This window comes from Mucilaginibacter oryzae (assembly GCF_003148845.1).
Classification (GTDB): Bacteria; Bacteroidota; Bacteroidia; order Sphingobacteriales; family Sphingobacteriaceae; genus Mucilaginibacter; species Mucilaginibacter oryzae.
The window spans coordinates 320,590-333,757 of the sequence record NZ_QGHA01000005.1 but is presented as its reverse complement, the minus strand read 5'-3'; the positions used below and the strand labels follow the sequence as shown (position 1 = coordinate 333,757).

The 13,168-nt window shown below is 43.1% G+C and carries 14 protein-coding genes; 5 read left to right on the top strand and 9 right to left on the bottom strand.

What is annotated here, in order from left to right; all coding sequences use genetic code 11:
- Nucleotides 1–115 precede the first annotated feature (115 nt).
- Complete coding sequence (gene ung / locus LX99_RS15505) at nt 116–790, bottom strand: uracil-DNA glycosylase (RefSeq protein ID WP_109608702.1); 675 nt, start codon at nt 788–790, stop codon at nt 116–118.
- 72 nt (nt 791–862) lie between these two features.
- Here ung and LX99_RS15500 point away from each other — a divergent pair, with 72 nt between their 5' ends.
- Complete coding sequence (locus LX99_RS15500; RefSeq protein WP_109608701.1) at nt 863–1,414, top strand: hypothetical protein; 552 nt, start codon at nt 863–865, stop codon at nt 1,412–1,414.
- 51 nt (nt 1,415–1,465) lie between these two features.
- On the opposite strand, the gene LX99_RS15495 is transcribed toward LX99_RS15500, so the two are convergent.
- Nucleotides 1,466–1,681 carry a hypothetical protein gene (locus LX99_RS15495; RefSeq protein WP_022832835.1) on the bottom strand — a complete coding sequence of 72 codons (216 nt, stop codon included), beginning with the start codon at nt 1,679–1,681 and terminating at the stop codon, nt 1,466–1,468.
- A 298-nt stretch (nt 1,682–1,979) separates the two neighbouring features.
- Between LX99_RS15495 and LX99_RS15490 the strand changes: the two genes are divergently transcribed.
- Nucleotides 1,980–3,107 carry a glycoside hydrolase family 130 protein gene (locus LX99_RS15490; RefSeq protein ID WP_245927938.1) on the top strand — a complete coding sequence of 376 codons (1,128 nt, stop codon included), beginning with the start codon at nt 1,980–1,982 and terminating at the stop codon, nt 3,105–3,107.
- Nucleotides 3,108–3,281: 174 nt separating this feature from the next.
- On the opposite strand, the gene LX99_RS15485 is transcribed toward LX99_RS15490, so the two are convergent.
- From LX99_RS15485 to LX99_RS15475, 3 genes are read right to left on the bottom strand one after another with little or no spacing between them, the layout of a single operon-like run.
- Nucleotides 3,282–3,950, bottom strand: coding sequence for a DapH/DapD/GlmU-related protein (locus LX99_RS15485; RefSeq protein ID WP_211319034.1), 669 nt, complete (start codon nt 3,948–3,950; stop codon nt 3,282–3,284).
- A gap of 36 nt (nt 3,951–3,986) precedes the next feature.
- The gene (locus LX99_RS15480) at nt 3,987–5,384 is read right to left on the bottom strand and encodes a DUF5690 family protein (RefSeq protein ID WP_109608699.1); all 1,398 of its coding nucleotides are present in this window, start codon (nt 5,382–5,384) and stop codon (nt 3,987–3,989) included.
- A gap of 60 nt (nt 5,385–5,444) precedes the next feature.
- Nucleotides 5,445–5,891, bottom strand: coding sequence for a DUF1572 family protein (locus tag LX99_RS15475; RefSeq protein WP_109608821.1), 447 nt, complete (start codon nt 5,889–5,891; stop codon nt 5,445–5,447).
- Nucleotides 5,892–6,030: 139 nt separating this feature from the next.
- Between LX99_RS15475 and LX99_RS15470 the strand changes: the two genes are divergently transcribed.
- The 3 genes from LX99_RS15470 to LX99_RS15460 all read left to right on the top strand — a co-directional run bounded on the left by LX99_RS15470 (nt 6,031) and on the right by LX99_RS15460 (nt 8,369).
- Nucleotides 6,031–6,690, top strand: a complete 660-nt coding sequence (locus LX99_RS15470; RefSeq protein WP_109608698.1) for an MBL fold metallo-hydrolase — start codon at nt 6,031–6,033, stop codon at nt 6,688–6,690.
- A gap of 249 nt (nt 6,691–6,939) precedes the next feature.
- Entirely contained in the window at nt 6,940–7,572 is a 633-nt protein-coding gene (locus LX99_RS15465; RefSeq protein ID WP_109608697.1) for an HAD family hydrolase, read from the top strand.
- An 11-nt stretch (nt 7,573–7,583) separates the two neighbouring features.
- On the top strand, nt 7,584–8,369 hold the full coding sequence (locus LX99_RS15460; protein WP_109608696.1) for a DUF6438 domain-containing protein: 786 nt from the start codon (nt 7,584–7,586) through the stop codon (nt 8,367–8,369).
- Between the two features lie 57 nt (nt 8,370–8,426).
- On the opposite strand, the gene LX99_RS15455 is transcribed toward LX99_RS15460, so the two are convergent.
- From LX99_RS15455 to LX99_RS15440, 4 genes are all read right to left on the bottom strand, one after another.
- Nucleotides 8,427–8,714, bottom strand: coding sequence for a hypothetical protein (locus LX99_RS15455; RefSeq protein ID WP_109608695.1), 288 nt, complete (start codon nt 8,712–8,714; stop codon nt 8,427–8,429).
- A 21-nt stretch (nt 8,715–8,735) separates the two neighbouring features.
- Entirely contained in the window at nt 8,736–9,206 is a 471-nt protein-coding gene (locus LX99_RS15450) for a ferritin-like domain-containing protein (protein WP_109608694.1), read from the bottom strand.
- Nucleotides 9,207–9,356: 150 nt separating this feature from the next.
- Nucleotides 9,357–9,752, bottom strand: coding sequence for a response regulator (locus LX99_RS15445; protein WP_022833051.1), 396 nt, complete (start codon nt 9,750–9,752; stop codon nt 9,357–9,359).
- Between the two features lie 73 nt (nt 9,753–9,825).
- On the bottom strand, nt 9,826–12,831 hold the full coding sequence (locus LX99_RS15440) for a PAS domain S-box protein (RefSeq protein WP_109608693.1): 3,006 nt from the start codon (nt 12,829–12,831) through the stop codon (nt 9,826–9,828).
- Nucleotides 12,832–13,168 lie beyond the last annotated feature (337 nt).

The window sequence follows — 13,168 nt, the reverse complement described above, 5'->3', positions numbered from 1 at the left end:
TCCCAGCCCCCCGGCCCCCTGAAGGGGGAGCTTATAGGTAAGATGTCAAAAAAAGCCCGAATTTTTTTATTCGGGCTTTTTTTGCGCTAAGCACCCCCTTTAGGGGGCCGGGGGGCTATATCTGCCAATCAATAGGTTGCTTGCCCTCTTTTTTCAATATTTCATTGGTTTTTGAAAAAGGCTTGCTGCCGAAAAAGCCCCGGTCAGCAGAGAACGGCGACGGGTGCGCCGAGCGGATGATAAAATGTTTCTTTTCATCAATCAATCCCGCTTTTGATTGGGCGAAGGCTCCCCATAGTATGAATACGACACCTTCCTTTTTATCGGATATGGTTTTGATTACGTGATCGGTAAATTCTTCCCAGCCGCGTTTTTGGTGCGAGCCCGGGGCGCCGGCCCTTACCGTTAAGGTAGCATTTAATAATAGTACGCCCTGTTTGGCCCATTCTTCGAGGTTGCCGTGAGCAGGAGGGGTAAAGCCGGGGATATCGCTTTGCAATTCCTTATAGATATTCATGAGCGAACGCGGAATGGCGATCCCTTTTTGTACGGAAAAGGATAAACCGTGCGCCTGATGTGCGCCATGGTAGGGGTCCTGCCCTAATATCACCACTTTAACATCCTCAAAATGGGTGGTATTGAAAGCGTTAAAAATATCGCTGTTTTTGGGGTATACAACCTGTCCCGAGTCGCGCTCGGTTTTTAAAAATTCTCTTAGTTTTACCATGTAGGGCTTGTCAAATTCCTGCTCCAAAACCTCGAGCCATGATGGTGGTAATGCAATCGCCATAAATATTGATATAGATGTTGGTTTAGCGTACAAATAAACAGATATTTGCGCTAATATATAGTATCACAAATTATGTCAAACATTGTTCGGTTAGTTATTGCCTGTGTGGTGATGGGAGCTGCTATTGCACTTTGTGCATTTGGTTTTTGGGGCTGGGGCATTTTAGTTTTGTTTTTAGGCGGGATCATTCTGTTAAGCTTCTTTTTTAACGAGAACATGATTATTGCCCAGTACTTTTTAAGGAAGGAAGATTCGGCTAAAGCCGAAGCCTGGTTATTGAAGATAACCGATTATGAAAAACAATTGTATAAAAGTCAGCATGGTTATTATAACCTGTTAATCGGTTTGATCGAATCGCGTAAAGCGCCGATGAAAGCGGAGAAGTACTTCAAGAAAGCTTTATCATTGGGAATGAAAATGTCGCACAATACAGCCCTGGCTAAATTGAGCCTTGCCGGTATAGCGATGGCTAAGCGCGATAAACGTGAAGCAACACGGTTATTATCAGAAGCATCAAAAGATGATAAGAACAAATTGCTTACCGAGCAAATAAAGATGATGAAAGGCCAGATGGCACAAATGGATAAACAACAGGTAGTTAGGGGTGGATACCGCCAGTTTTAACAAAACTGAAAGAAGTAAAAAAATAAAAGGGACGCGAAAACCGCGCCCCTTTTATTTTTCTTCAATAGCGCTGAAGTAATCCGGAGTAGCCGAGTGGTTTTGATATGGCTGAACATAGTTGTCTGTATGGAAAGAATAAGTATCTTCCGACGGATTGGCTACTTCAACAAGTTTCAGCAAGCTCCTGATGAACGACAGGTTGAAATTATTCCTGTTTAATTTGATCAGGTATTCGTTTTCGGTTATTTCTAATATTGAGTTAGTCATAATGCGTATGAGTTGTATTATACAATAATATAGAATAACTTAATAGCAAAAGTTTTCCTTTTTTTATGATTTTGTTAACAAATTGTTATCCATAACGATAGTGGGTTGTAAATCGCTAATAATCAGTATAAATGTGTGTTTATATGAATTATAAATCTATTTTTTAAAATAACAGGTAGCACCGCATTTATCTTCAATGTTTTTAACGATATTATCGCACCGATAGTAGTGATAAACTACCAATTGCAAACCAATTATTCAAGGTGCTATGATGTTGAGAAATTTGAAGTTAAAAGCAATGCTGCTGTTACTTTTATGCAGCGGCGTTTGTTTTGCCCAGCCAGGTAAAAACGTGTTACCTAAATGGGCGTTTGGAGGTTTTATCCGCCCGGCAAATTTAAACCCGATCATCTCACCGGACTCTACCTCGAGATTTGCGGACCCGATAAGCCAAAAGCAGGTTCAATGGGAAGCCAACGATACTTTTAACCCGGCCGCAACCATAAAGAATAACAAAATAGTGGTATTATATCGTGCGGAAGATCTTTATGGCATCAACATAGGCTTTCGTACATCCCGCGTTGGTTATGCCGAAAGCAGCGATGGGTTGCATTTTATTAGGAAGAAAACTCCGGTACTTTATCCGGACAACGATGTAGCCAAAAAGTATGAATGGCCGGGCGGCTGTGAGGACCCGCGGGTTGCCGTAACTCCTCAGGGCACTTACGTAGTATTTTATACCGAGTGGAACCGGGAACTGCCCCGTTTGGGCGTTGCTACCTCTACTGATCTCATCCACTGGAAAAAAAATGGCCCGATATTTAAAAAAGCTTACAACGGTAAGTTTTTCAATATTGCCAGCAAATCGGCCTCTATCTTAACCAAAGTGGTTCATGGTAAGCAGGTGATTATTAAAACAGGCGGAAAGTATTTTTTATACTGGGGCGAACATCATGTATATGCCGCAACATCAACCAACCTGGTTGATTGGGCACCGGTAGTTGATGATAAAGGAGAATTAAAAGAACTCATGTCGCCGCGGGATGGTTATTTTGACAGCGATCTTACCGAATGCGGCCCACCGGCTATCATGACTAAAAACGGCGTTATACTATTTTATAACGGCAAAAATAAACCTTCTGAAGGCCGCGACTCCCGCTTCAACGCCAACGCCTACTGTGCCGGCCAGGCCTTGTTTAGCTCCCGGGATCCGCAAAAGTTTGTAACCCGGCTTGATCTGCCATTTCTGCGCCCGATGGCCCCTTTTGAAAAAAGCGGCCAATATGTAAACGGGACGGTTTTTATTGAAGGAATGGCTTACTTTAAAAACAAATGGTTTTTATATTATGGCTGCGCGGATTCGCGTGTGGCAGTTGCCGTTTATGATACTGCTAAACCGGCGCCGCCAGACCAACTTGATGAGTAAAAAACACCTAAATTGGTTTCAAACGAATTCTTTACAGGCGAAATAACATAGAAAATCACAAAAAGAGCCCTGATGGAAATTAGAGCCCTTTTGTGCTTATTATGGCGATGCATTCGCTGGCATGCCTGATCGCGGCCCGGATACGGGATGACGAGTTATAATTACTACCCGCTTCTATATCACATCATATTTCCTGGCGAAGGCCTCAGCATCCAGCTTCCTGAAATCGCTGATGCCGGCAATGAGTTCTTCGCGGGTCCAATCCCACCATTTAATACGTTTTAAAGCAGCTTCAACATCTTCGGTTACCCTTCGGCGGATCACGCGGGCCGGGTTGCCCGCCACAATAGTGTAATCGGCTACATCTTTGGTAACTACCGATCCCGAGCCGATAATAGCGCCGGTACCCACCGAAACACCCGGCATAACAATGGCGGCATGTCCAATCCATACATCCGGACCAATGATAACACGGGCACTGTTGCGCCAATTTGAAACTTCATCGTGGTCGTCATCTTCATTATCCATAAAGTGCGATTTGGCACGATAGGTAAAATGGTGTAATGTGGCCCGCCACATGGGGTGGTTAACCGGGTTGATGCGCACATGTGAGGCTATATTGGCAAATTTACCTACCTCGGCATTAAACACATCTGCATCGCGTATCATATAAGCATAGTCCATCAAATCGCTGGCTATAACTTCACAACGTTGTCCAACTGTTGTCCAGGCTCCCATGCGGCTGTTTTTTACGATGGCTGTTTCATGGATCCAGGGAGCTTCTGTCATGGGTACAGGTCCTCTCCAGGGGTCGGCGAATTCGCCGTGATCAACTTCTATCATGATATATTTTTAAGGTGTCGATAATTAAATAGTGTTTTAAGCGCCTGCGCCTCGTGCGGCAGGACGACCGGTAAGCCGGGGTTTGGGCGCTTTCAATTTTTTGAAAAAATACATAAAGGAAAATACAATGGCTAATACCCCGGCAAGCCCCAGGCAAACGCACAGGTACACAAATATGGATAATACCGAATTACTTGCAGGCACGAGGTACCTGAATATCATTAAGATAATGTAGCCGGTGTAGCCAACCGAATCAACGATATACATCAGGAAACCCACGTTGGCGCGTTCGCGTGTGATGGCCAGCAGGCGCTCAAATACAATGGCATGTACAGCAACGTAAGGGATATAAACCCCAAGTCCCGCCAATACCATAAAATAAAATTTGTCAAGCCCCATGTTTAAACCAAGCACCGTAAGCAGCAGTATTAAAAAGCCGAAGAGGCTGATGGATAAGGAAAAATGGAAAGCCCTGTAGTTATTCCTGATCAGTACTGCCAGCCCAATAATCAGGATAATACCGAATGAAACAATCAATTCTGACTGGGTAAATAACTGCGGGGTTTTACGATAGCCCAACCCATTCCATAATTCAACAGCAAAGTCGGCCCGTATGCTGCGCAATAAGGTAACAAATAGGTATACCAGCGTAACAGCGATGATGCCAGGCGCGTATTTTACAAAAAACTGCCACCTGTCATTCGCATCCATAGTGTTACGCGCCGACCGCCTGGTAATATCGGCTTCGGTTGGTGGGGGAATAACCGCAAGCATAGCCGTGAAAATAAGGGTGGGCACTAAAAAAACGCCACCGGCAACGGCGGGCATCCAATTTTCAGAAATCCCCGCGTTAAGTAACAGCGATCCAACCGTTTTTGAAATCCCATCTGATACAATGAAACTGGCGCAAAGCCCGGCAATTAAAAATTCGGTATTACTCCGGCCTTCTACAAAGCCAAGTACAAGGCCAAAAACTATACCCAATGGCAGGCCGTTCAAAAACAAACAGCAAATATTCCAGGGGCGCGGTATAATGCCAAAAAGCAGCAGCATCAATTCGGCAAAGCCAATCAAAGCTAAAATGCCGCCAATCCTTTGCTGAGGTTTAATTTGCGATACCAGTTTAATCCCCAGCCATTTAGAAGTTACATAGCCAAGCGTTTGCGCTATAATGAGCAGAATTTTATAATCGATGCCAAAAAATGAAGCTTCGGCATAAGTGGATGCGGTGTAAGGCTTCCGGAAACCATACATGCAGAAATAAGTCCCGAAAGCGGCCAGCAAAACCCAGGCGGGATGCGCCGTTATTTTTTTGGTGCGTGTTGTATGTTTAAATTCTTTACCGGTTGTACTCCTGACTATCGTAGATTGTATCATCCTGTTTGGCCGCTCCTGGTTAACATATTGAAGCAGCCTAAATTGGAAAATCAGCATTTGTACAGGGTTAGGCGAAAATTAGATTTATGTTAGGCTATCGCGTTATCGACAAGCCCGTTAATTATCCAGCAACCGCCTGTGATAATTGATCTGCCCCAGGTGATAACCAAGGTGCATGGCCAGGTGAATAAAGAAATATCCGGTTGAGGCGTCTTTTAAATGGATTTCAGCCGGATATTTTTCGGCAAGCACATCTTCCGATATCATATCGAATGTTTTTTCGATCATATTAATCGTTTCGTCTATTTTGTTTAGCAACTCCTGGCGCGGTATATTTTTAAGTGCAAATTCGCCGGGGCGGTTTCTGATATAGCCGGTTTTGCCAAATTCGGCACCGATGTAGGTATTGAGGTTGCCAATGAGGTGTAAGCAAAGGTTGCCCGCCGAATTGGCGATGCTCTTCTCGGTATACCAAAGCTTCTCCTCGTTATGGTAAGCCTTTATCTCCTCACTTAGTTTTGTTAAATCACGAATAATGAGTTCTTTCAGTGTTTCTTTTATCATAACCATCCAATTTGCGCCGCAAAGCAGCAGGTTTTGAAATCGCAATGTAAGTTATTTATACTTCATTTATGAGTAGCATATTTTTTAAGCTACCTTGCCTTTACATGTGTATATTTAAAAACTAAAGCACACCAATCCTATGAAAATTTCCAAATATCTTCATTCATGCCTGCTGTTCGAGTTGGATAATTATCAGTTATTATTCGATCCCGGTAAATTTTCATTTGCCGAGGGCCTGGTAAAAGCGCAGATGTTTAAGGATGTACAAAGCATCGTGATCACCCATGTTCACCCCGATCATTTCGATGTGGATATTTTAAAAAGTATTGTTGATTTAAGCGGGGCAACGGTAATTACCAACACCCAGGTGGCTAAAGAGCTTGACGGAAAAGATATTAAATATATCATCCTGGAAGAAGGCACGCATCGGGCCGGCCCCTTTAAACTCCAGGCCTTTCCCGTTCAACACGAGCTGATTATGGATAACCCCCTGCCGCAGATGACCGGCTTCCTGATCAATAATAAGGTGCTGCACCCTGTTGATTCGATGGAGAAAAAGCTGTTGAATTTTAAGGGTATCGAATTATTGATTATGGTTACCATGGCTCCCTTCACCAGCGAGCCTGTCATAGCCGCCTTTGCAGATGAACTGAAGCCGAAGCAGATTTTCCCGGTGCATGATGGTTATGCCAAAGATTTTTTTATTGCGCAGCGCTATGCCGCTTATGTAAAGCATTTTGATAAACAAGGCATTAAGTTTCATGAAGTTTATAAGGTAGGGGATGGTATTAGTGTTTAGTTGGAAGTTTTAAGTCTTTAGTTGTAAGGTTAAAAGCCGGATGGTACGATTAGCTAAAGATTTTCGATCTAAATACTTACAAAAAAAGAAACCCCCACCGGGCGGCGGGGGTTCTTTGCGGGGTCGGCCTCCTGCTAAGCCTATCCGCGTTAACCTTATCACACTGCTAAAGTGAGGATTAATAATGAAGAAAATATGAACATTAATTCAGGTTAAATCTTCATCTTAGCGAAAACACAATCTCCCCCTATGGTAAAACCCGATAGTTTGATTTTTGATATGGACGGAACCCTGTGGGATGCCGTTGACACCTATGCCGAATCATGGAATTTGATTTTTCAAAAGCACGATATGAAACGAAATATTAAGCGCGATGATCTTTTACACGTTATTGGTCTTGACGGAAAACGGCTTACCCAGGTATTGCTGCCCGAATTTGACGAAAAACGAGGGATGGAAATTTATTATGAAGTAAACCAGGTTAGGCGTGAAATTTTGCCAACCAGCGGGGGCATGGTGTATAAAGGCGTTACAGAAGGCATCAAACAATTATCAACACGGTACAAAGTTTTTGTATTAAGTAATTGCGCTGTCGGCATTATCCCGCTGTTTTTAAACTGGGCGGCCATAGCTGATTATGTTACCGACGTGATGGCGTATGGTACCAACCAGATGCCCAAAAATTATAACATGCATTTATTGATGGATAAGCACGGCTTGAAAAGCCCGGTTTACATTGGCGATACCAATGGCGATGCCGAGCAGACACGCATTGCCGGTTTACCATTTATATTTGTTAGCTACGGCTTTGGCAATACAGACGACTACGACCAAAAATTTGACGATTTTGAATCGCTTAGCCAATATTATATGAGTTTGTAAGTTTTATGTACATGAAACACGCTCTGATTTTTTTGCTTGCCTTTGGTTGGTTTATTAGCCCTGTTCTTGCCCAGCATTCAACAGTCGAATCGGAAAAGTGGATTAACGACGATCTTGGTCACCTTTATTTTGCTGGGGGGAAGGTATATTTCAATTTTGATGGTTTTGACAAGTATAAAAACGGCTACGAAATTAAGCGCGATACGCTTAAAATAATGGATACCTACACCACCAGCGCCGACAACTTCAGGCAGAAACATGTTGAAATATCAACGTTTTTGATAAATTATTTTGACGGAAAAAAGCTGGTGATAAAAGCTGTTAACGAAAACGCTGTGAAACTGGCGGGCCGCCCACCGTTGGAGTTTAAAAATTATAAGGTAAGTTTTGATAACAGTGTCAAATTCTCAAAACTACGTTTTTTATCTTCAACCTGTTATGGTGGTTGCCCCCAGCTTGCCATTAATATATGGGCCGATGGCACTTATCGTTTAAAGGGCGGCGAGCATGCCGAACCTTATAAGGGCGATTTTGCAGGTAAGCTTAGCCCTGTACAACTGGACAGCCTTAACTATTTACTAAAGCGGAGTGAACTGAAAAAAATGTACAACTGGAAGCAGGGCAACCAGTTAGTGGATGTACCCAATTATTATTTCGATATTGATTTTTCAGGGGGCATGGATAAGTTAACCATTACTACCAATGAGCCGCCAATGAATATAACTGATCTGGTAGCATTTTTAATGCAATCTTACAAAAAAATAAAACTTGCCCCATATAAAGGAACTGCTGATTAACAGGTTGATAAAAGATATTTAATATCGAAAAGGGGCAGACTACATGTTATAACCTGATTAAGCATTAACCAGGTTATAAATTAATTTTCCGTTTTGCCGGGTTAGTTTAACCAGGCCCTTTTCGAAAAGATAATCAAGCACCTCCGCTGCATTTTTTTGATGTGTAAAGGCATTTACCTTCGGCTCAAATTCCTTCAGCTTTTTGGTAATATCCTCTAACGTGCCCTGCCTTAACTGCGAAAGCGTATAAATTACCTTATCCTGGGTGCAGGCGCTTTTTAAAAAGCAGCCGTGTACCTGCATACTTTTAGGTGCCTCAAAAACCAATCTGTTTGTGCTGTTCATTTTTTAAGCTAAAGTAATTCATCAGGCGCTTACCGTATCTCTTAACGATTTTACGGTATCATGCGCTTTTTTTAAACCTTCCAGGTGTTCTGTAAGCAGGCTTACCACCTGGTCATCTTCCCAGATCAGCTCCTTATCGTCGAGCGCTTCGCGGTAGGCTTTTTTGGCCACATCTTCGCCGTATTCGCAGTTTGATAAGGTGCTTTGCTTGTCTTTACTTATAAAAACTGATTTTACGTCCATCCATGCATGATAAAATTTGCCGGAAAGCGTTGTGCCTTCTGCCGGGTTACCGCCTAAAACATGAATATAATCGCGTAATTGGTTAACATAAGTTTTGCTTTGTTCAATATACTCATTGAAAAGCAAAGTTAAACCAGTTTCATCCGTAGCTTCAATTGCTTTCTGGTAACCGGCTATCCTGTCGTTATTTATTTTTATCAGGTCGTTTAGCGCCGATATCTGATGTTGTACATGTTGTAAAACTCCCATAGCTGTTGTTGTTTTGTTATAATAAATAACATAGCTTATGGGTTAATGTTTTTTTATTTCAGTTGATTTACCTGGTTCGGGTTAGGTTCCCAGGCTAAGCAGGAGGCTTTAGGGTTTTGTCGGCAACGGATTTTTTAACCGGTTGACGTATCAAATTTCCAAATCAGGTACATCCTGTTTTTCTATATAACGGGCAATCTTGTTCAACAATTCGTCCATTTCAAACGGCTTGGCCAAAAAGTCGTCGGCGCCGGCTTCCATGGCCGATTTGCTGATATCCCGGCTGGCCGAGACCATAATAACAGGGATATCTTTAACAGCATCATCAAGTTTTATCTTTTTACAGATATCTCTCCCGTCTTCACCGCTCATCCAGATATCCAGTAACAGTAAATCGGGGTGCTGCTCTTTCAGATCAGAGAGGGCTGCAGAACCGTCGAGCGTAGACACCACATCGTAACCTTCAAACTCCAGCAGCATTTCTACCGCATCAACTATACCCGGATCATCGTCCGCAATCATGATCTTCTTATTTTTCTTACTCATTTTCAGGTGTAAAGGTTTGGTTAAACCTTTATGATAATTATAATAAAAATTTTTAATAAATCGCGGGTCGATATTAATTATTAATGTCGGTGTTTAAGGGTAACGAAAAGCAAAAGGTTGACCCTTTGCCTTCCACACTGTTTACCCACATTCTGCCGCCTTCGCGCTTAATTATCTCTGCAGAAATATATAGCCCTAAGCCCAAACCGGGGAAAGTATGCTGCTTATTTCCGCTTACCCGGTAAAACTGTTCAAATACTTTGTCCAGTTTGTCTTCCGCAATCCCAATGCCGAAATCCTGTACACAAACAATAGCTTCGTTATTTTCTACGCGTGTGCTGATAATAATCTCATCGGTATGGGGCGAATATTTTATAGCGTTGGTAATTAAGTTGGTAATCACCTGGCCAATACGGTCTTTATCCGAGTGTATTTTAACCACATCACCAAAATAGGTGATCAACTTGTGTTTTTGTGTGGTATGCTGTAAATCTACAACGGTTTCTTTCACGGCTTCATTAAAATCAAACCAGGTTTTATTGAATTGCAGCCTGCCGGAGTTTATTTTGGTCACATCCAGTAAATCGCCGATCAGGTTGGTAAGCCTGTTTACCTGGCTATCCATTCGCAATACCAATTCAGCTTTTTTGTTTTGGCCTTCTTTTTCAAGCATTGCCCCAAGTACCTGCGCATAGGCTTTGATACTGGTAACAGGTGTTTTCAGCTCGTGGCTGGCGATGCCCAAAAAGTCGTCCTTTTGGCGTTGCAGCTGTTTCTGCTCGTCAATATCCGTATTGGTACCAAACCATTTTATAATCTTTCCGTCAATTATAAAAGGTAAAGCCCTTGTAAGGTGCCATTTATAATTGCCGTACCTGTCTTTTAGCCTGAATTCGTATTGGTAAAAACTGCCGCTTGCCAAAGCCGTATTCCATGCTTCGATGCATCCCGGCTGATCTTCGGGGTAAATACCGTCCAGCCAATCCGGCCCTGCTATCTGGCTCGATGGTAAGCCGAAGTAATCAACTGCCCGTTGGTTCACATAATCAATTTGCCCGTCGGTACGTGCAGTCCACAATTGTACCGGCATAAAGTTGGTAACAAATTCAAATTGCTTGATCTGTTCATTAAGTTCCTGGTTTTTAAGCTTTAATTGCTGCTCGGCAAACATTTTATCGGTAACGTCAACACAAGCGCCTATATAACCCGTAAAATCGCCGTCGGCATTATATTGCGGGTTGCCCGACGCAATACAGAAGCGGATTTCGCCATCCCGGCGTTTTATCCTGAAATCAACCTCATAAAACCTCCGGGCCTGCAAATCGTCATTAAATTTTCTAATTGCGCGCTCTTTATCTTCTGAGATAATTGAGTTAGCCCAGCTTTTGCCCATTTGCTGCTGATAGGGGATGCCGGTCCAGTCAATCCAGGTTTGGTTAATGTAAATGATATCGCCATTTTTATCGGCCATCCACAAAGCCGCGGGCGAGGCGTTGGTGATGCTTTGCAACAGGCGTTCACTATCCATCAGCGCCTTTCTGTCGGCTATTTCGCGGCGTAAATCGCGTGCCAGGCTGGCCCTTCCCTGCGGTTTACCAGTGGCCGCGTCGTAAACCAGCATGGTAGTGCCATAAACGGGGATAGCCTCGCCGGTTTCGAAATGCCGGTAAAAAACTTCACCGCTCCATTTCCCGTTGGTCATTAATGATTTGTTGATGTTGTTTTTAAGTTTTTCCAGCTCTCCGGGCATAATATATTCGCTGTTATGCCGCCTTACATCTTCCTTGTTTTTTATTCCCAGCATGTTGCGGCCCGCCGTATTTACGTAACTTACGTTGCCATCTATGTCGGAGAGGCTTACAAAGTCCGAACTATGGTCAATAAGCGATAGTAGTTTGTATTGCTCATTGCGGGCCTCTTTTTCCGGTCTCAAATCGCGGGCTACCGAAGCCATGCCAATAGGTTGCCCGGTTAGCGGGTCATCTATTCTGAAGCAGCTTAAATAAACAGGTATGGTTTCGCCGGTAACAAAATTACGGTAGCGCATCTCGCCGTTCCACCTACCGGTTTCCTTTGCCGATGGCTCTATTTCATGGGTAACCTTTTGTTGATCCTGATCTGCAAAGTACTCAATACCGGGCCTTAATGCTTCATTGGCGGTGTTGATGCCCAGCATGGCATAGCCCGTTTTATTAAGGTAAGTTACCTCGCCGTTCATATTACCAAGGGCAACAACATCGGCGGTGTTATTAATAAGCGCTATAAGCTTTTCCTGCTCCTGCCTGTCAAATATTTCGCGGGTAATATCCTGTACGGTGCCGGCAAAACGAACAGGTTCACCAGCTTCATTAAAATAGGCCTTACCTTTAAGGTGAATCCAGTATTTAAGCGAACCATCGGGGTTAATGGTGCGTACAATTAAATCATACGCCCCGCCCTGTTTCGGGTCGTAAGCTTTGGTTACAGCAGTTTGCAGCCTGTGGGCATCGTCCGGATGTACATAGGTTAAAATATTGGCGTAATTTATTTCATCCTCCTGGTTAAACCCGCATAGTTCCTTACAACGGTCGTCCCAGATCACAATTTGCTGGTTGGGGTACAAGTCCCACGTACCAAGTTCGGCAGCCTGCAGGGCAAACTTCATGCGCTCGTCTTTTTCGGTGAGTTGCTCGCGGGTAAGCACCAGTTCGGTAACATCGGCCGCGGTATTGAGCACACCCCAAACTTCGCCTTTTTCATCTCTTAAAGGTTTAAAGGTGAAATTAAAATAAAAGGTCTCCGGTTTGCCGTTCATCACCAGCTCAACCCGGTGTTCCTTTCCCTCGTACGATTCGCCTTTATAAAAAACGTTGCGCAGTACATCATGATATCCCTGCGTTTCTAATTCCGGAAGAAGGGCAAAGTAGGTGTTGCCGATAACATCCGGGCCTTTCCCCCAAATATCGATGATTGTTTTATTAGCGATCATGATCGTCATTTCTTCCCCTACGTACAAGGCTACAGGCAGCGGCGACTCTTCTATCAGGATGCGAAAAACGTTTTCGTTAAGCTGAAACTGATTGTTAAACGGATAATTCATTTCACAGGTAAATCGTATAAAGATAGTCCATTTAATTCTTTAAACGCAGAAAACGGGAACTGGTTGGATTATTACTGCATCTGGTGCTTAGCCGGGAGTATATTGTTAATAATATGACTGCCGCAAAGTATTGTTTTTCTTTTAATTATGTTGTTGGTATTAGTGCGCTTGGTTTATGAAAATAGTTTAAATGGTTGTGGTTTATTTTCCTTTTAATTCAGTTTTAGTGAGGAGTTTCTTACCTGTAAAATCAAGCTTACTAAAACAATTTGATAAATATTGACATTATTATCCCATTAAAAAGAGGAGATATGTCGCTATGATTGAATGATATCTA